A 17891-nucleotide genomic window follows, 5' to 3' on the forward strand; every position below is an offset into this window, starting at 1 on the left:
GCCCGGCCTCGGAGCGGAACCGCTGTGACACGGAGTGACGTCGCGTGAGCGGACCTGACACGGCCCTGGACAGCCCGCGTCCCGCCGGGGGGATCCGCGGCGCGCGACCGCTCCGGACCGGGGATGCCCTGGCGCGGCTCGGCTTCGCCGACATCGATCCGGTCCCGGCCGCCGGCGGCGCCGGGCGCGCGGGCGGCCTGCGCGGGGCCGGCCCGATCCGCCGGGGCGATCCCCTGTCGAAGCGCGGCTTCGCCGACGTGCTGGCCGCGGGCGCGCCCGCGGACGAGCTGATGAAGCCCGGCGCCCTGCGCGGGGCGGCCCGAGGCCGCGACCTCGACAGCCTGTCCCACACCCTGTTCCTGCGCATCTACCCGGTGATCGGCGCCCTCCTGCTGCTGACCCAGCTCGGGATCGCCTGGGTGACCTACACCGACCAGCTCCGGCTGTACGGCGACCGGGCGCATCTCCTCGCCCGGCTCACCGCCGCGGCGATCGCGCGGCCCGACTGGGCGCGCGACCCGGACGCCTACGACGGCCCGCTCAAGGCCCTGGCCGCCGAGCCCGATTTCGCCCACGCCGTCCTGCGCGACGCCGCGGGCCACGTCGTCGGGACGGCGGGCGCGGCGCCCCCCGCGCGGGGCTGGTCCACCCTCTCGGCCCAGGCCGACCTGTCGGTGCCCGGCCGCGCCGGCCCGGCGGGCAGCCTGACCGTCACGGTCTCCACCAAGGCGCTGCGGGACAACGCGGCGTGGCAGGTGATGCTCGCCCTCGGCGCCAGCGTCGGGCTGATGATCGCCTTCGTGATCACCCTGCACGCCACCGTGCGCCGCCACGTCATGGCGCCGCTGATGCGGCTGCTGCTCGCCATGCGGGAGATCGAGCACAAGCGCTGGACGACCGTGGAGCTCGGGGGCGCCTACCGGCCGAGCAATGAGATCGACGTCATCAGCCAGGCCTTCAACCGCATGGTCGAGGGCCTGCGGAGCGGCGACGCCGCCAAGCAGCTCCTCGTCGAGCTGGAGCAGGCCCACGACAGGCTGGAGCGCGCCAACCGCCAGGTGGTCGAGAGCATCGGCTACGCTCGGCGCATCCAGGATTCGGTGCTGCCGGACCGCAACGCCCTGGCGGGCGCGGGGGTCGAGGTCGCGGTGCTGTGGGAGCCGCTCCACGTCGTCGGCGGCGACTATTTCTGGCTGGAGGAGATCGACGGCCTCTGCGTGATCGCGGTGGCCGACTGCACCGGCCACGGCGTGCCCGGCGCGTTCCTGACCCTGATCGTCGCGACCGCCCTCGACCGGCTGCTGCACGAGCGCGGCCTGCGCGCGCCGGCGGCGATCCTGGCCGGGCTCGACGCGATGGTCCGCACGCAGCTCCGCCAGGACGGCCGCGGCGCCGAATCGGATGACGGGCTCGATTGCGGCCTGTGCGTCTGGGACCGCGCGGCCGGGACGCTGCACTTCGCCGGCGCCGGCCTGTCGCTCACGGTGGTCCGGGACGGCGTGGCCGAGCGCGTCCGCGGCGGCCGCCGGGGGCTCGGCTACCCGCGCCCCGCCCGTGACGGGCAGCCGGAGGACGTCGTCGCGGACATCGCCGTTCCGGTGGCGGGCGCCACCTTCTACCTGATGACGGACGGCATCATCGACCAGATGGGCCGCGCGGCGCCCGACCGGGCGCCGCGGCTCCTCGGCCGGCGCGGCGTGGCCGACAGCCTCCTGCGCCACGCCGACCTGCCCCTCGCCGCCCAGACCGTGGCCCTCGAGGCCGATCTCGACGCCTATCGCGGGACCGAGGCCCGGCGGGACGACATGACCCTGGTGGCGTTCCGGCTTCCTCCGGCGACCGTCGCCGGCTGAGACCGGCCGTCCCCCTCGGGGCCATCGATGCCAGGTGCGCATCGATCGATCCAACAATGACGTTGGACAGGCCGTCCGGCCTGCGCCACTCCTGGGCCCGGCCCCGGGAGAGCCGTCGCGGTCGCCGCCGAGAGGCACCGCCAAGAACCGCCTCCGGGGCTTCCAGCGCGCCCCCGCGGACAAGACCTGGAGGAAGCCATGGCTGAGGACGCCGTCACCGGGATCCGCCTGCGGTCCGTCGCCCTGCCGCTGAGGACCCCGATCAGCGACGCCAAGGTGCTCACCGGCCGCCAGAAGCCGATGACCGAGATCGCGATCCTGTTCTGCGAGGTCGAGAGCCGGGAGGGCCATCGCGGCCTCGGGATCAGCTATTCCAAGCGCGCCGGCGGGCCGGGCCAGTTCGCCCATGCCCGCGAGATCGCTCCGGCGCTGCTCGGGGCGGATCCGAGCGACATCGCCAAGGCCTGGGACACGCTCGCCTGGGCCGGCGCCTCGGCCGGCCGCAGCGGCCTCGCCGTCCAGGCGATCGGCGCCTTCGACGTGGCCCTGTGGGATCTCAAGGCGCGGCGGGCCGGCCTGTCGCTCGCCAAGCTCCTCGGGGCGCAGCGCGACTCGGTGCGCTGCTACAACACCTCGGGCGGCTTCCTGCACACGCCGCTGGAGGAGCTGCTCGTCAACACCGACCGCGCCCGGGCGAAGGGCATCGGCGGCATCAAGCTGAAGGTCGGCCAGCCGGACTGGGCCGAGGATATCCGCCGGGTCTCGCGGGTGCGCGAGCATCTGGGCGACGCCTTCCCGCTCATGGTCGACGCCAACCAGCAATGGGATCGGCCGACCGCGATGCGGATGGGCCGGACCTTCGAGCGCTTCAACCTGATCTGGATCGAGGAGCCCCTCGACTGCCTGGACGCCGCCGGGCACGCGGCCCTGGCCGCCGCCCTCGACACGCCGGTCGCCACCGGCGAGATGCTGACGAGCGTCGCCGAGCACTGGGACTTCATCCGCCAGGGCGGCGCCGACTTCCTGATGCCCGACGCGCCGCGGGTCGGCGGCATCACGCCCTTCCTCAAGGTGGCGGCGCTCGCCGAGTTCGCCGGGCTGACGATCGCGCCGCACTTCTCGATGGAGCTCCACATCCACCTCGCCGCCGCGCTGCAGCGGGAGCCCTGGGTCGAGCATTTCGAGTGGCTGGAGCCGCTGTTCAACGAGCGGCTGGAGCTGGAGGACGGCCGCATGCGCGTGCCGACCCGGCCGGGCCTCGGCCTCTCCCTGAGCGAGCAGGCGCTGGCCTGGACGCGCGAGACCGCCGGGTTCGGTAGCCTCGGCTGAGCGCACGGGGAGGGGGCGCTCCGAGGCCCGCCGACCCGGATCGTCCGATCCTCCCCCCATCCCGCGGTGCGGTCGCGCGGCGGCCGCCTCGAAGGAGCTCTCCGCCGGGGCCGCGACGCGTCACCTCAGGACGAGGGTCGGACCTCGTCGTGCCGCGCTCCGCCCGAGCGGGCACAGCGAAGGCCCGTTCCGTCCCAATTACGCCGTCGGGCGGCCCACCGGAGCCGTGGACCGAAGCCGCCTGTACCAGTGTCCGCCGCCCGGAATCGGCCGCCGGTGCGCGCGCGACGATATCCTGACCTGGAAAATGACATAGGCCGCTTTTTCAAGCCGGTCAGCGAAGTAAAACCGTGAATTTTTCGCGGGGTGGCGTCCGCGATCGATTGCCGATACGCTGCGTTTCTGTCGTCGCGATCCTCTCATTTGAAAATTTATAAAGAACAGATCTGGAGTGACCGGTCCATGTCGTGTGTCGAAGGAGAAGGTCATCGCCGCGTCCCGGGCGGCACGCGCGCGGGGCCCGGCGCGACGCGGCTGGTCGCGCGTTCCGAGGCGGCGGGCAAGATCGTCAACCGCCACGGCGATCACGCCTGTCGCCTGCGGCTGACCGCCGGCGCCGCGCCGATGCTGGCCCGATGAGCGCCCCCGGCCTTCTGTCGCGCCGCGCGCTCCTGGCCGCCGCGGCGGCCGGGGCGCTCGCCCCGCGCGCCGCCGCCGCGCAGGCGGCCACCCGCATCGCCGCCCTGGGCGGGGCCGTCACCGAGATCCTCTACCGCCTCGGCGCCGGCGGCCGGATCGTCGCGGTCGACACGACCAGCCTCTACCCGCCCGAGGCGCTGCGCGAGAAGCCGAGTGTCGGCTACCTGCGGGCGCTCTCGGCCGAGGGCCTTCTGGCGCAGCAGCCCGACCTGATCATCGCCGCCGAGGGGGCCGGGCCGCCGGCCGTCCTGGCGCAGCTGCGCGAGGCCGGGCTGCGCGTCGAGACGGTGACAGAGCCGCCGAATCCCGAGGGCGTGCTGGACAAGATCGAGACGGTCGGGCGCCTCGCCGGCCTGGAGCGCGAGGCCGAGGCCCTCGAGACCGAGGTCCGCGCGCGCTTCGCCGACCTCGCGACCCGGCGCGCCCGGATCGCCCGGGCGGCCCGGGCCCTCGTCGTCCTGTCGGTCCAGGGCGGCCGGACCGTCGTCGGCGGCACCGGCTCCTCGGCGGACGGCATCCTGGCCCTGGCGGGCATCGGCAACGCGGCCGCGGGCCTGGAGGGCTTCAAGCCGATGACCGACGAGGCCATCGTGGCCGCCGCCCCCGACGCGGTGGTGATGATGCAGAACGGTCCCGAGCCGCCGAAGCCCGAGAGCATCTTCGCCCCCGGCACGGCCCTCGGCCAGACGCCGGCGGCGGCGCGGGGGCGGCTGGTGGCCATGGACGGCCTCTACCTCCTCGGGTTCGGGCCGCGCACGCCCGAGGCCGCCACCGACCTGATGCGGGCGCTCTACCCGGACCTGCCGCGTGACTGAGCCGCGCGGCGGCGGGCGGGGCGCGTGAGCCGCCGCGCGGCGCCCTGGGTGCTGGGTGTCCTGGCGGCCGTGGTGCTCGCCGCCGCCCTGCTCTCGGTGAGCCTCGGGGCGATCCCCATCCCGCCGGACCGGGTCCTCGCGGTCCTGATCGGGGAGGGGAGCGATCCGGCCCGCGCCCGCGACGGGCTGGTGATCCTCTCGATCCGCCTGCCCCGCACCCTGCTGGGGCTGCTGGTCGGGGCCGGGCTGGCGGTCTCGGGGGCGCTGATGCAGGGGCTGTTCCGCAACCCCCTGGCCGATCCGGCGCTGGTCGGGGTCTCGTCGGGGGCGGGGCTCGCGGCCGCGGTGATCATCGTCCTGGGCGACCGGATCCTCGCCGGGCTGGGGCTTCCCGGGCCGCTGCCCTACGCCGCGCTGCCGGCCGGAGCCTTCCTCGGCGGCCTGTGCGCGACCCTCATCCTCTACGCCCTCGCCACCCGGTCCGGGCGCACCGCGGTGGCGACGATGCTGCTCGCGGGGATCGCGCTGGGGGCGCTGAGCGGCGCGCTGACCGGCCTGCTGACCTTCGTCAGCGACGACCGGCAACTGCGCGATCTCGCCTTCTGGTCCCTGGGCAGCCTCGGCGGCGCCACCTGGTCCAAGGTCGCGGCCTCGGCGCCGCTGATCCTGCCGGTGCTGGCCGCGGTCCCGCTCCTCGGCCGCGGCCTGAACGCCCTCGTCCTCGGCGAGGCCGAGGCGTTCCATCTCGGCGTCCCGGTGGAGCGGCTGAAGCGCGCCTGCATCGTGCTGGTGGCGGTCGCGGTCGGCGCCAGCGTGGCGGCGGCGGGGGTGATCGGCTTCGTCGGCCTCGTGGTGCCGCACGCCCTGCGGCTGCTGATCGGCCCGGGGCACCGGCTGCTGCTGCCGGCCTCGGCGCTCCTCGGCGGCGCCTTCCTGGTCCTCGCCGACGTGGTGGCGCGCCGCGTCGCCGCGCCCGCCGAGCTGCCGATCGGGATCGTCACCGCGCTGGTCGGCGCGCCGGTCTTCCTGTGGCTGCTTCTCGGCCGGGTGCGACCGGACGATATCTGACGATGTCTGACAATGTCTGATCCGGCCCTGCTCACGGCGCGCGACCTGACCGTCACGGTGGCGGGGCGCGACCTCGTGCGCGACGTATCCCTGGCGGTGGCGGGCGGCACCCTGCAGGTGATCGTCGGCCCCAACGGGGCCGGCAAGTCGACCCTCGTCCGCCTGCTCAGCGGCGCCCTGCGCCCGACCCGGGGCAGCGTCGCCTATGAGGGTGCGCCCGTGGCGACGATCCCGCCCTGGCGCCTCGCCGCGACGCGGGCGGTGCTGCCGCAGGCGGCGCGCCTCGCCTTCCCGTTCGCGGCGGCCGAGGTCGCCCGGATCGGCCTCGACGGCATCGGCCGGGGCCTCGGGGCCCGCGACCGGGCGGCGATCCTGGCCCGGGCCCTCGCGCGGGCCGACGTGGCGCATCTCGCCGACCGGGCCTACCCGACCCTCTCGGGCGGGGAGCAGGCGCGGGTGCAATTCGCCCGCGTGCTCTGCCAGCTGGAGGCCGGCCGCACGGTGGCGGACCGGCAGGTGCTGTTCCTGGACGAGCCGACCGCGAGCCTCGACCTCCGGCACCAGGGCGCGCTGCTCGACGCCGCTGCCGGGCTGGCGGCGACCGGCGTCGCCGTGGTGGCGATCCTCCACGACCTCAACCTCGCGGCCGCCTACGCCGACCGGCTGCTGGTGCTGGACGGGGGCCGGCTGGTCGCCGGCGGGCGGCCGGCCGAGGTCCTGACCGACGACCTCATCGCCGGGGTCTTCGGCGTCCGCTGGCCGGTCGGGCGGGTGCCGCCGGGCGGCCAGCCCTTCCTGCTACCGCACCGGAACGCGCCCGGTCGGCGCGGCTAGCGATAGCGCGACGGGTGGTATTCCCGGTAGCTCACGCCGATCACGGCCGCGAGCAGCCCGGCCCCGCGGCACAGCGTGTAGCCGCCGCCGATCAGGGTCGCCGGCCTGAGGGACAGGCCGGCGATCCCGAGCCGCAGAAGGCCGCCGCCGAGGCGCACGAAGCCGCGGCCCGCGTTGGCGAGACGGCCGCCCACCGTTTCCGGGCGGAGCCGGCCGAGATAGGCCTCGACGCTGCCGCTGCGGTACCAGCGCGCCAGCAGCCAGCGCACCCGCATCCGGTGCGTCGGGATGCTGTCGTAGACCACGGCCGTCTCGGCCCAGGCGATCCGGTGCCCGGCGAGCATCAGGGCCCGGAAGAAGAACGTGTCCTCGCCGCCCATCGTGTTGAAGCGCATGTCGAAGGACAGGCCCAGCGCCCGGATCACCCGCAGGTCCAGGAGCGCGTTGGCGGTGTAGCCGTCCTCCACGTAGCCGTCGCGGACCGGCAGGCGCTTGGCGAAGAAGCCCCCGGCGGCCGCCCAGGCGGGCGGAACCCGGTCGAAGAACGGCACGACCGGCCCGACGCAGGCCGCGACGCCCGCGGCGAGGGCGGTCTCGAGCAGGTTGTGAAGCCAGTCGCGGTCGGGAAACTCGTCGTCGTCGATCAGAGCGACCCAATCCGCGCCGGCCGCGGAGGCCTCCGCGAGGCTGCGGTTGCGGACCGCGGCGAGGCCGCGGGTCTCCTCCCGGGCATAGGTGACGGGGAAGCGGCCGGTCGCCCGGTAGGCCTCCACCACCGGGACGGCGGCGCGGCTGCGTCCGTTGTCGATGATCAGGATGCGCAGGGCGGTCTCGGCGAGGCTGCCGAGCCGCTGCTGGTCCAGGGCCTTGAGCAGGCGCGCCAGCCCCACGGGCCGCTCGCAGGTGCAGATGCAGATGCACAGGCGCATCGTCTTACCTCTGTCCGATCGGGTGGGCGTGCGGCCGCGGCCGCAGGCGCTTGCCCGCCGCCGCCAGCAGCGTCGCGGCCAGGAACCGCCAGATCCGGGGATGCCGGAGCGCCAGGGTCGCGCCCGCGCGCCAGCGGCCGGCCTGGGCCGCCTCGATGACCTGGGCGATCAGCCGCGTCACCGCGAGGCCGTCGCGGTAGGCGCGGCTGCCGTGGCGGATCTCGGCGGAGCGCGACCGCGCCTCGGCGAGGCGGCCGTGCTCGGCCCGGGCCGCGAAGGCCGCGTCGAGGCGCGCGATGTCGGCCTGGCGCAGCCGGTGCGACAGCGAGGTGGGTCCGCGCCGGTAGCCGTAGCCCGCGTAGGTGGTGACCACGAACCGCGCCCCCGCCGCGAGGGCTTCCAGGCACAGCAGGAAATCTTCCCCGATCCGGACGCCCTCGTCGTACCGGATGCCGTGCCGGCGCAGGATCTCGGCGCGCATCATGGGCTTGAGGTAGCCGAGCTTGGTCACCCGGCTGAGCAGCTGGTTGCTGGCGATGTACTTGGCGAGGTCGATCTCGAACAGATACGGCTCCCGGCCGCCCTCCAGCATGCCGGGCCCCTGCGGGTCGAACATGTCGGTGAACGGGATCGGGTTGTCGGCGACGAGGTCGGCATCCGCCGCGAGCGCGAGATCGAGCAGGGTCCGGGTGCGGTCGGGCAGGATCAGGTCGTCGGCGTCGAGGATCGCGATCCACCGGCCCCGGGCGGCGTTCAGCGCCGCGTTCCGGGCGCTCGACGGGCCCCGGGGCGTGCCCGGTCCGGCATCGGCGAGGGGAATGACGCGGACCCGCGGATCGGCTTCCGCCAGGCGCGCCAGCACGGAGGCGGTCCCGTCCCGCGAGCCGTCATCGACCGCCACCACCTCCACGGCGACGCCGGTCTGGGCGAGGGCGGAGCGGATGGCCGTCTCGATCCAGGGCGCCGCGTCGTGCGCGGCCATGATGAACGAGACGTCCACGAAGGTGCCCCGAGCATCGGACAAGAGTTGATCCGCCATCGCGCTTCCTGGGCCGCCGGGCGCGGCCTCCGAGACCGCCCCCGACTTTGGCCGGAAGCGATCGGCGCGCACGACGCTCAAAGGGCGTAGGGCGGCCGCCATCCCCTCCCATTGCGGGGGATGGCCCCGACGGCCGGAACAGGTCAGTGCGTGTCGGGGGCTGTGTCGCCCGCGGGGCGGGAATTCCGGACGCTGAGGCCCTTCGCCAGAATCGTCCGGACGTGGGCGCGCAATTTTTGTTTTCTCTCCGCCGAGGCAGGAGAATCTTTTTTGAGGCTCGAATCGCCGGAGGCTGCCATGTCGAACGCCCCTGAGGCCCGTCACCGCGCGCCGCCATCGCCGAAGCGGCCGCAAGGGTGATCGGCGATACCTATAATGGATTATTTGGCTGGAATCTCGACATTATTGCAACGCAACCAACGAAAACAGTTTTGATGTTTGTTAAGGTTTATGTCTCCTACTGAGCATTGTCGGACGTGGGCGAACTACGTAGGTAGTATCCGAGGGCCCTCCCGAGGGCGAAAATCAGGGAGGAGATGAGTGCCCAGTCGCTTCTATTTCGACATCGAGAACGGCGAGGAGACGATCCGCGACGCGCAGGGCGTGGAAGCCGCGGACGTGGCCGAGGCGCTCGCGGAGGCCCGCAGCGTGATCGACGAAATGGCGGGTGAACTGGAGGTCGCGGGACCGGCCGGCGCGTGGACGCTTGTCGTGCGCGACGCCACCGGCGCGGAGGTCGGCCGGGTGCCGATCAAGGGCTGAGCCGGGGACGCGCGAGCGGATTACGGGCCGACCAGCGCGGAGGCGCCGACTCGCCGGCGCGGGGCCCGCAGCAGCCGGCGTGCGGGCCGCTCCAGGAGCCGCCACGACAGTTCGGCCAGCAGCAGCGTCAGCATCAGGTCGAGCGCCATGGAGACCGAGCGCGGTCCGGCGACGTCGAGGCCGACGAGGGCCAGCACGCGCTCCGCGTGGAGCGGCACGTGGAACAGGTAGGCGGCGTAGCTGATCACGCCGATCCGGCGCAGCCACGGGATCTCCAGGAGGGCGACCGCGCGGCCCTCCCACGCCTCGACCACCTGCAGTAGCAGCAGCGCCGCCAGGACGCCGCTGAGGCGGCCGAGAACGAGCCACCAGCCGGTCGGCGCGATCAGGAGCGGCAGGGCCACGAACAGGGCCAGCACGCCGGCCAGGGCGGCGTCGCGGGCGAGCCAGGCCGGGAGCGGCCGGGTGCGCAGGCCGGCGAGGCCGCCCAGCGCGATCAGTCCGACATTGGCCAGGGTGTCGACGTCGAAGCACCGCGGCGCGGCGCCCGCCCGCCACAGGGCACCGTGCGCCAGGACGCTGATCCCGACCAGGAGCCAGCACAGCGTGCCGAGGTGGCGCCGCGGCAGGAACAGGGCCGCCGGCGCGAACAGCAGGTAGAATTGCTGCTCGACCGCGAGGCTCCAGAGATGGCCGAGCTCGGTGCCCCAGCCGTTCAGCTCGATGTAGATGTTGGTGACGTAGAACCACGTCGCGAGCTTGAACGCGTCGTTGCCGAGACTGGCCGGGTCGCCGGGCCGGACCGTGTAGAGCACGAACAGGAAGACGTAGTAGACCGGCACGATCCGGGCGACTCGATTCCGGTAGAACAGCCCGAGGCTGCCGAGCGGGGTCGACGCGCCCGCCTCCACGGCCGTGCGGGCCGCGGCGAGGATCCGGACGATCAGGAAGCCGCTCAGGACGAAGAACAGCCACACGCCGGCCGTGCCGAGGGCCTCGGTCCTCGGGCTCGGCGCCTTGTGGCTGACGAAGACCATCAGGAACGCCAGGGCCCGCAGGCCGTCGAACCCGTTGATGCGGCGCTCTGAAGGGGCCACGGCGCGTCCTGTCCGGTGATCGACCGCGCCGCGCCGGGGCAGAACGCGCCCGCGCGGCCGGGTCCGGCCGGGAGGGCCGGGCAGCCCGGTTTAGACCGGCCCCCGCGCGGGGGCCCTTACCTCGATCGGCGGACGGGACCTCCCCGAAAGCGGTCCCGCCGCCCGGTAGGGCCGTCAGCGGCGGCGGATGAGCAGGACGACGAGGCCGACGGCGACGGCCGCCCCGGCCTGGGCGGCCAGCAGCGCGAGCAGGAACCCCTTCGGTAGAACAACCGCGAAACCGATCGCTCCTCCAATCAGTGCAGCGAACACCAGCACGACCAGCAACGCCTTACCTCCATTGATGGATCGGCGGCCGTCTTGTTGCCGAACCGGTCGTGGGCCCAGTGTTGTCGCAAGGGTTCCGCCTGCGATCGACGCCCCTTCGGACCGGCCGAGCGCCGCCGAAGCCGGCTGCGGCGAGGCTGGCCGAACCGGCCGGCTGCGCGCGTCGCTCCGCAAGTTCCGATCCCGTCTCACCCCGAGTCAAGGAGCCGACATGTTGCGCCCGGCTGGGACCCCGACGCCGATCGAGTCGTCGACGCCGCAGGATATGGTCGAGACGCTGAACGAGGCGTTGGTCAAGACATTGCCGGCCCCGCGGCAGGCCGGCCCCGGCCTCCGGGCGAGCTGGGCGATGAAGCGCGTCCTCGACGCGACGATCGCGCTGACGGCGCTCTTCCTGCTTCTGCCCCTGCTGCTGTTCATCGCCCTGCTGATCTGGGGCAGCGACGGCCGGTCGCCGATCTTCCGACACAAGCGCCTCGGCCGGCACGGGCGCCCCTTCGGATGCCTGAAGTTCCGGTCCATGGTCGCGGACGGCGACGCGGTGCTGGCGCGGCATTTCGCCGAGAATCCCGAGGCCCGGGCGGAGTGGGAGGCGTCCTTCAAGCTCACCCACGATCCCCGCGTCACGGCGCTGGGCCATGTCCTGCGCAAGACGTCCCTCGACGAGCTGCCGCAGCTCTGGAACGTGCTGCGCGGCGAGATGAGCCTCGTGGGGCCGCGGCCGATCGTCCAGGCCGAGGTCGTGCGCTACGGCGCCGACTTCACCGCCTGCTTCTCCGTCCCGCCGGGCCTGACCGGCCTCTGGCAGGTCTCCGGGCGCAGCGACACGGGCTACGCCGAGCGCGTCGCCCTCGATTGCGCCTATGCCAGCCAGTGGAGCCTCCGCCGCGACCTCGCCATCCTGCTCAAGACGGTTCCGGCCGTGCTGAGCCAGCGCGGCAGCCGCTAGGGCCATGACCGGTCGGCCGCGCCGCGCCCGCCGCGCCCGCCGCGGAGCGCGCCGATGAAGGGCATGATGCTCAACGCCCTGCTGGGCGTGATGCTGGGCCGCTTCGGCTCGGTCTGGCGGCTGCTGGTCTTCGTCCCGATCGTCGCGGCCGAGGTCGGCTACGGCCTCCTCGTCTACAACCTGAGCGCCGGCGCGTGCCTGCGGCGCGGGGCGGCGCTGCTGGTCTGCGGGCAACTGGCCTTCCTGCTCGGCGCCCTGCTGCGGCCCATCGCCAACGAGCGGTGAGCCGTCCGGGCCCGGTGCGGCCCGGCGCGGCGAAGCGGACACGTCAGGCCGGATCCTCCTCGGCGGCCGGCGCCTGAAGGCAGAGCCGCCAGAACTCCACGAAGCCGGCGGCGTACGCGGCGATGACGAGGCTCGACCAATGCATCGCGTGGCTCCGGGCGCGTTCGAGGGCCCAGCCTGGCGCGGAGACGTTAAGATTTAGTCGGGTCCGGTGTCGGGTCCGGTGTCCGGAGCCCGGTTCCGGTGTCCGGAGCCCGGTGCGGTGTCATGTGTGGTCCGATGCCCGGGGCGGTCGCCGGTGCGGCGTCCGCCCGCCGGTGCGGCTAGCGGCAGACGATCGATTCCTTGAAGCCGCACGGATCGCCCATCCGGGTGAACGCGACCCGCTCGAACAGCGCGGTGACCGGCTGTCCCGAATACTCCGTCGGTCCGAGCCACGACGCGAAGTCCGGGCCCTGTCCCGACCAGACGCTGAGCATGATCTTGCTCGGATGGGAGGGAAGCGGCCGGTCGGGCGTGCCGACGACCTCGCGCAGCAGGCGTCCGTTGACGTACCAGCGCAGGCGGTCGGGCAGCCACTCGAAGGCGTAGTCCGCGGTGGTGGTCGCGGCGTCGAAGCCGAGGGCGTCGAGGCTGACGTGCTCGCCGACGCCGCCGACGAAGTAGTTGAGCTGGACCTTGCTCGTGTCCTTGCCGAGCCACTCGAAATCGATCTCGTCGTTCGTCCGCCGGTCGCCGTTGTCGGGGCCGTTATAGGTGAAGAACGCCGAGACCATGCCGGACCCGGTGCCGGCCCGCATCCGGACCTCGTAGGTGCCGTAGCCGTAGCGCTCGCGGGTCTGGATCTCGGCGCAGCTGAAGGGGCGCTCCTTGTAGGTGATGTCCGTCAGGGACAGCGAGAGTTCGCCGGGCGTCGCGATCCGGGCGCGGTGCTTCGACCACGTGCAGCCCTGCCAGTCGCCGTTGACCCAGCCGTCCGAGACGTACCAGCGGCGTTCGTTCAGGGTGCTGAACAACTCCACGAAGGATGCGCCGCCCTGGGCAGCCTGGGCCGCGGCGGGAGAGGCGGCCTGGGCCGCGGCCGGCGGCGTGGCGGTCTCGCCCGCGCTCGCGGGATAGGCCTGCAGGAGAAGCGTCGCCGCCACGCAGAGGCGGCGGCCCGGGCCGGAGCAGATCGTCATGCGCACGTCCTCAAACCAGTCGCCGCAGGATCGCGGCGGCGCGCATCGTAGCGGCGGGGGCGGCTCCGGCCGGGGATCATTCGGACGATCCGGCCCGGGGCCGGCCCCCTCCTTTCGGACGATCTCGCGCGCCGCGCCGGGATCGCCCTACCGTGCCGGCGGACCGGCCGCGGCGCGGACCGGCCGGAGAGTCGCGGAGTCGTCCGGTGCGCAGCTTAGAGGCCTCGTCCCCCGTCCCGGAGGTCTGCGTCATCATCGCGGCCCGGGACGCCGCGGACACGATCGCGACCGCCGTCGCCTCGGCGCTCCGGCAGCCGGAGGTCGCCGAGGTCATCGTGGTGGACGACGCCTCCGCGGACCCGACCGGCGCGGCCGCCGCGGCGGCCGACGACGGTACCGGCCGCCTGCGGATTATCCGGCTCACCGAGAATGTCGGACCCGCCGAGGCCCGGAACCGCGCCATCGCGGCCGCCCGCGCCCCGCTGCTCTGCATCCTCGACGCCGACGACTACTTCCTCGAGGGCCGGCTCGGCCGGCTCCTCTCCGCGCCCCGGACCTGGGATCTGATCGCCGACGACATCGTCATGGTCCGCGGCCGCGAGGCGGCCTCCGCCGCCGGCCTCGTCACCGGACCGGGGCGGCCGCAGCGGCTCACCCTCGCGGCCTTCGTGACCGGCAACATCCCCCGTCCCGGCGCGAGCCGGCGCGAGCTCGGCTTCCTGAAGCCGATCATGCGGCGGGGTTTCCTGGACCGGCAGGGGCTGCGCTACGACGCGCGGCTGCGGCTCGGGGAGGATTACGCCCTCTACGTCGAGGCGCTGGCGGCCGGGGCGGTGTTCGCCGTGACCGCGCCCTGCGGCTACGTCGCGGTCGAGCGCTCGAACTCGCTGAGCGCGCAGCACCGGACGGACGACCTCGGGGCGATGCTGGCCTTCGACGACGCCATGCTGGGCCGGCCGGGTCTCGCCCCGGAGGCGCGGGCGGCCCTCCGGGCCCACCGCGCCGCCACGGCGCGGCGCTGGCAGCACCGGCGCGTCCTCGACCGGCGGCGCGCCCAGGGCTACGCGGCGGCCCTGCGGGAGTTGCTCGGCACGCCCCTGGCGTGGCGCCACATCCTGTCGGTGACCCTGGCGGCCAAGCTCGCGCGCCTCGTGCCCGCGTCCGTGCCGGAGCGGGAGACCGGTCCGCGCCTGCTCCTCGGACCAGAGCGCCGCCTCGAGCCGGCGCGCTGAGCCGGCGCTGGGTCGGGCCGGCAGCGGCGCGTCAGCGGTCGCGCTCCTCCCTGCGCGCCCGCACGGCCGCCACGTCGGACCGGACCTCGTCCAGCGCGCTGCGGACCCGCTCCAGGGCCGTCGAGACCGTCGCGTCCAGGTCCGGATCGACGGCGTCCGGCGCCGTGCCGTGACGGAAGCCGTCCAGCAGGTAGGGCATCATCTTGCCGTGGAGCGCCGTGTAGGCACCGGGACTGGACAACTCGTAGACGACCGCGAGAGCGTGATAGGCTCGGACGAGAACCTCGAGCGCGACATCCGCGCTGCGCGCCCCCCGATCGCAATCATCGCTGCCCATCATCGTGCTTGATAATTTATTGCTGCCCCGTCCGCCGGGTAACATGCTCACCTAAGACTGTCGACGTCGGGAGCCATTGCAATCTTCGATCCCCTATGGCGCGGGGCCGTTTATCCGCGCGCCATGGCTCGACTGCAACAGTCACTGAATAGCGGGGGGCAATTCAAGGTCTCGTCTAGCCGCGGAGCTGCCGCGTCGGCCGGATCATTGTGGCGATCTTGGTCTCGACCTCGACCAAAACGCTGTTCACAAGGTGAAGGGCGCCGTCAACTGTACCGGTTGTCAGGCTCTCGTCGCGGCTCGTCTCCTGGATGATGCGGAAATTGTCCTCGACGAACGCGCGGATCTTCTGCTGAACGTCGACGAACTCTCCCGGATGGGCCGTCTCGTAGAGGAGCGCCAGGGCCAGGTAGGCGCGCCCCACCATGTCCAGCGCCAGGGTCGTGCTGACCTCAGAATGTCCGGCGTCCGGGGGCGACACGACGACTGAATTTCCTGTCGGATGTTAGTTTTTTACACTATCACGGACTTTATTCGGCGCCAACCGCGCCGATGATCGGTGATGTGGATCCTGCATTGATTCCCGTCGACCGTGGGCCGGTCCCCGGCGGGGCGGTCGGCGCCCGGTCGGAGCGCCGACACGACGCGCGCGGGCGCCGCGCCCGCCAGCAACCCTCGCCACAGTGATCAACGGACCGCCGGCAGGCCGGTCCGGGTGAGCCCGGCTCGGGTGGTGAGACGCGTCCCGTCGCGTGCGGCGCGGGCTCCGTGACCGTCCCGGGCCGATCGCGCGCGGCGTTAACGGCCGGCGGTAGCCCGGCGCTCGGCGCGGTCTTGGCCCGGCGCCAGATCCTGCGCGATCCGCAGCTTGAGCGCGAGGATCCGGTTGTGTCGCGCCATCGCGAGGAGCGACTCGGCGGTCCCGACATCGCCGCGCATCCGCAGCGCGTGGGCGGCCAGCGCCATCTGGGCAGCCATCGCGTCCGCCTGGCGGGCGGCGTGCGGGACGTTCTGGGAGAGGGGCATTCCGGATGGCCACGGTTCGAGGGCTCAGCCGATCCTCCGGACGATCCGTTAACGATATCTTAATGGCCGCACCCCCGCGCCGTCCGAGCGGCGCGGGCCGTCACTTCCGGATGGGCAGGCGGCCGACCAGCCAGCCCTCCTCGTTGCGCACGAGGAGGGTCCAGGGCGGCTCCCGGCCGTTTCCCGTAATCTCGTCGGCCATCTCGGCGATCACGCTACGCGCCTCGATCAGGGCTTCCTCGAGGCCAGCGGCCTCGACCCCCACGTGGTCGTGGATCGTCTCCTCGGCATTTGCGATCTCGAAGTAGAAACGCGCCGCCAACAGGGTTCTCCTCCGCCGGAACTCTTCGGGGAGTTCAGTTCTATAGACCGGTGTTAGCATCTTAGCCGTTCGCGCTCCCGGACAAAGCGGTCGGGAAAAAGCAGCCTGTCTTTGACAATTCGGGGGATGCGCCGGGAAAATGTTCGCGCGATCGTCGACCGGCGCCGCCGGATCAGCCGAATGGCGTAGCCGCCCGGCCGCCGCCATGGCCGGATGGCGATGTAAGGCGCGGTTCAGGGCGGCCCGGCTGCCGGTTCGGGACGGACCGCGGCCGGGTGGGGCCGGTCGGGCCGAATCGTCGCCGCTACGCCCGATCGGCAGAGCCGCGTACGCCTAAGATATGATGTTGGTGGCCCTGTCGGGCCGCCGTAGACCCGAGCGTCGGTGCGATCGCGGCGAGGATTCCATGAACATCACGATGGTCGGGTCGGGCTATGTCGGTCTGGTCTCTGGCGCGTGCTTTGCGGATTTCGGCCACACGGTCGTGTGCGTCGACAGCAATCGCGGCCGGATCGACGCGCTGAATGCCGGCCGGATGCCGATCTACGAGCCGGGCCTCGAGGCCCTGGTCGCCGAGAACGTCCGCCAGGACCGCCTGTCCTTCATCACCGACCTGGAGACGGCGGTCGGTCAGGCCGACGCGGTCTTCATCGCGGTGGGCACGCCCTCCCGCCGCGGCGACGGCTTCGCCGACCTGAGCTACGTCTACGCGGCCGCCCGCAGCATCGCGCGCGCGCTGCGCGACTTCACGGTGGTGGTGACCAAGTCGACCGTGCCGGTGGGCACCGGCGACGAGGTCGAGCGCATCATCCGCGAGACCAACCCCGAGGCGCAGTTCGCGGTCGTCTCGAACCCCGAGTTCCTGCGCGAGGGCGCGGCCATCGCCGACTTCAAGCGCCCCGACCGCATCGTCGTCGGCACCGACGAGCCGCGGGCCGTGGCGGTCATGGAGCAGATCTACCGCCCGCTCTACCTCAACGCCGCGCCGATCGTCGCGATGAGCCGCCGGACGGCCGAGCTGACCAAGTACGCGGCGAACGCGTTCCTCGCGGCGAAGATCACGTTCATCAACGAGGTGGCGGACCTGTGCGAGGCGGTGGGCGCGGACGTGCAGGCGGTGGCGCGGGGCATCGGCCTGGACAACCGGATCGGGTCGAAGTTCCTGCATGCCGGGCCGGGCTACGGCGGCTCGTGCTTCCCCAAGGACACGCTGGCCCTGGTCAAGACCGCGCAGGACGCGGGCACGCCGCTGCGGCTGGTCGAGACGGTGGTGGCGGTCAACGACCAGCGCAAGCGCGCGATGGCGCGCAAGGTGATCAAGGCCTGCGGCGGGTCGGTGCGGGGCAAGACGATCGCCCTCCTCGGTCTGACCTTCAAGCCGAACACCGACGACATGCGCGACGCGCCCGCGCTGGCGATCGTGGCGGGCCTGCAGGACGCCGGCGCCGTAATCCGCGCCTACGATCCCGAGGGCATGGAGCAGGCGCGCCCGCTCCTGCCCGGCGTCGCCTTCGCGGAGGACGCCTACCACTGTGCCGAGGGCGCAGACGCGCTGGTCCTCGTCACCGAGTGGGACGCGTTCCGGGCCCTTGACCTCGACCGGCTGCGGGCGGCGATGCAGCGACCGGTCCTCGTGGATCTCCGCAACGTCTACCGGGCCGCCGACGTCCGGGCGCACGGCTTCGCCTACAGCAGCGTGGGCCGGCCTGACGAACCCGGTGACCAGCCCGGCGACGAGTCCGAGATCCCGCCGGCTCTGCCCCCCGCCGACGCCGTCGCCGGGACCGCGTGAGGCGCGGCCGGGCCC

Annotated in this window: 20 protein-coding genes; 11 read left to right on the forward strand and 9 right to left on the reverse strand. The window is 73.2% G+C overall.

From position 1 onward, the window contains the following. Positions 1 to 44: 44 nt before the first annotated feature. The 6 genes from ACLBX8_RS22445 to ACLBX8_RS22470 all read left to right on the forward strand — a co-directional run bounded on the left by ACLBX8_RS22445 (position 45) and on the right by ACLBX8_RS22470 (position 6598). Positions 45 to 1853: a SpoIIE family protein phosphatase gene (locus ACLBX8_RS22445; protein WP_447699944.1), complete on the forward strand. Its 1809-nt coding sequence runs from the start codon at positions 45 to 47 to the stop codon at positions 1851 to 1853. 198 nt (positions 1854 to 2051) lie between these two features. After that, positions 2052 to 3182, forward strand: a complete 1131-nt coding sequence (locus ACLBX8_RS22450) for an L-talarate/galactarate dehydratase (protein WP_020091212.1) — start codon at positions 2052 to 2054, stop codon at positions 3180 to 3182. Between the two features lie 366 nt (positions 3183 to 3548). Beyond that, entirely contained in the window at positions 3549 to 3821 is a 273-nt protein-coding gene (locus ACLBX8_RS22455) for a hypothetical protein (RefSeq protein WP_447699945.1), read from the forward strand. Continuing rightward, the gene (locus tag ACLBX8_RS22460; protein WP_447692773.1) at positions 3818 to 4696 is read left to right on the forward strand and encodes a heme/hemin ABC transporter substrate-binding protein; all 879 of its coding nucleotides are present in this window, start codon (positions 3818 to 3820) and stop codon (positions 4694 to 4696) included. The genes ACLBX8_RS22455 and ACLBX8_RS22460 overlap by 4 nt, the downstream gene beginning before the upstream one ends. 24 nt (positions 4697 to 4720) lie before the next feature. After that, positions 4721 to 5764 carry a FecCD family ABC transporter permease gene (locus ACLBX8_RS22465; RefSeq protein ID WP_447699946.1) on the forward strand — a complete coding sequence of 348 codons (1044 nt, stop codon included), beginning with the start codon at positions 4721 to 4723 and terminating at the stop codon, positions 5762 to 5764. Positions 5765 to 5776: 12 nt separating this feature from the next. After that, on the forward strand, positions 5777 to 6598 hold the full coding sequence (locus ACLBX8_RS22470; protein ID WP_447699947.1) for a heme ABC transporter ATP-binding protein: 822 nt from the start codon (positions 5777 to 5779) through the stop codon (positions 6596 to 6598). On the opposite strand, the gene ACLBX8_RS22475 is transcribed toward ACLBX8_RS22470, so the two are convergent. Further along, on the reverse strand, positions 6595 to 7527 hold the full coding sequence (locus tag ACLBX8_RS22475) for a glycosyltransferase family 2 protein (protein WP_091979562.1): 933 nt from the start codon (positions 7525 to 7527) through the stop codon (positions 6595 to 6597). The genes ACLBX8_RS22470 and ACLBX8_RS22475 overlap by 4 nt on opposite strands. Before the next feature lie 4 nt (positions 7528 to 7531). Further along, a complete protein-coding gene (locus ACLBX8_RS22480; protein WP_447699948.1) occupies positions 7532 to 8551 on the reverse strand; it encodes a glycosyltransferase family 2 protein in 1020 nt (339 codons plus the stop codon). A 555-nt stretch (positions 8552 to 9106) separates the two neighbouring features. On the opposite strand from ACLBX8_RS22480, the gene ACLBX8_RS22485 reads away from it, so the two are divergent. After that, positions 9107 to 9328: a DUF6894 family protein gene (locus ACLBX8_RS22485; RefSeq protein WP_447681938.1), complete on the forward strand. Its 222-nt coding sequence runs from the start codon at positions 9107 to 9109 to the stop codon at positions 9326 to 9328. A 20-nt stretch (positions 9329 to 9348) separates the two neighbouring features. Here ACLBX8_RS22485 and ACLBX8_RS22490 read toward each other — a convergent pair whose 3' ends face one another. Beyond that, complete coding sequence (locus tag ACLBX8_RS22490; RefSeq protein ID WP_447699949.1) at positions 9349 to 10425, reverse strand: acyltransferase family protein; 1077 nt, start codon at positions 10423 to 10425, stop codon at positions 9349 to 9351. A gap of 174 nt (positions 10426 to 10599) precedes the next feature. Further along, positions 10600 to 10752, reverse strand: coding sequence for a hypothetical protein (locus ACLBX8_RS22495; protein ID WP_020091203.1), 153 nt, complete (start codon positions 10750 to 10752; stop codon positions 10600 to 10602). Between the two features lie 211 nt (positions 10753 to 10963). Between ACLBX8_RS22495 and ACLBX8_RS22500 the strand changes: the two genes are divergently transcribed. Both ACLBX8_RS22500 and ACLBX8_RS22505 read left to right on the forward strand, forming a co-directional pair. Beyond that, entirely contained in the window at positions 10964 to 11701 is a 738-nt protein-coding gene (locus ACLBX8_RS22500; protein WP_427508512.1) for a sugar transferase, read from the forward strand. Between the two features lie 54 nt (positions 11702 to 11755). Then, on the forward strand, positions 11756 to 11986 hold the full coding sequence (locus ACLBX8_RS22505) for a hypothetical protein (protein ID WP_447699950.1): 231 nt from the start codon (positions 11756 to 11758) through the stop codon (positions 11984 to 11986). A gap of 323 nt (positions 11987 to 12309) precedes the next feature. Here the strand turns inward: ACLBX8_RS22505 and ACLBX8_RS22510 are convergent, their stop codons facing one another. Beyond that, a complete protein-coding gene (locus tag ACLBX8_RS22510) occupies positions 12310 to 13167 on the reverse strand; it encodes a glycoside hydrolase family 16 protein (protein WP_447699951.1) in 858 nt (285 codons plus the stop codon). A gap of 206 nt (positions 13168 to 13373) precedes the next feature. On the opposite strand from ACLBX8_RS22510, the gene ACLBX8_RS22515 reads away from it, so the two are divergent. Then, the gene (locus tag ACLBX8_RS22515) at positions 13374 to 14399 is read left to right on the forward strand and encodes a glycosyltransferase family 2 protein (RefSeq protein WP_447699952.1); all 1026 of its coding nucleotides are present in this window, start codon (positions 13374 to 13376) and stop codon (positions 14397 to 14399) included. 31 nt (positions 14400 to 14430) lie between these two features. Here the strand turns inward: ACLBX8_RS22515 and ACLBX8_RS22520 are convergent, their stop codons facing one another. From ACLBX8_RS22520 to ACLBX8_RS22535, 4 genes are all read right to left on the reverse strand, one after another. Then, positions 14431 to 14640: a hypothetical protein gene (locus ACLBX8_RS22520; RefSeq protein ID WP_447715764.1), complete on the reverse strand. Its 210-nt coding sequence runs from the start codon at positions 14638 to 14640 to the stop codon at positions 14431 to 14433. A 271-nt stretch (positions 14641 to 14911) separates the two neighbouring features. Beyond that, complete coding sequence (locus ACLBX8_RS22525; protein WP_020091197.1) at positions 14912 to 15217, reverse strand: hypothetical protein; 306 nt, start codon at positions 15215 to 15217, stop codon at positions 14912 to 14914. Between the two features lie 317 nt (positions 15218 to 15534). Beyond that, positions 15535 to 15762, reverse strand: a complete 228-nt coding sequence (locus ACLBX8_RS22530; protein ID WP_020091196.1) for a hypothetical protein — start codon at positions 15760 to 15762, stop codon at positions 15535 to 15537. Positions 15763 to 15862: 100 nt separating this feature from the next. Further along, positions 15863 to 16084 carry a DUF6894 family protein gene (locus ACLBX8_RS22535; RefSeq protein ID WP_020091195.1) on the reverse strand — a complete coding sequence of 74 codons (222 nt, stop codon included), beginning with the start codon at positions 16082 to 16084 and terminating at the stop codon, positions 15863 to 15865. Between the two features lie 406 nt (positions 16085 to 16490). Between ACLBX8_RS22535 and ACLBX8_RS22540 the strand changes: the two genes are divergently transcribed. After that, the gene (locus tag ACLBX8_RS22540; RefSeq protein ID WP_447715765.1) at positions 16491 to 17876 is read left to right on the forward strand and encodes a UDP-glucose dehydrogenase family protein; all 1386 of its coding nucleotides are present in this window, start codon (positions 16491 to 16493) and stop codon (positions 17874 to 17876) included. The last annotated feature ends 15 nt before the right edge of the window (positions 17877 to 17891 follow it).

Source organism: Methylobacterium sp. D48H, from assembly GCF_053345715.1.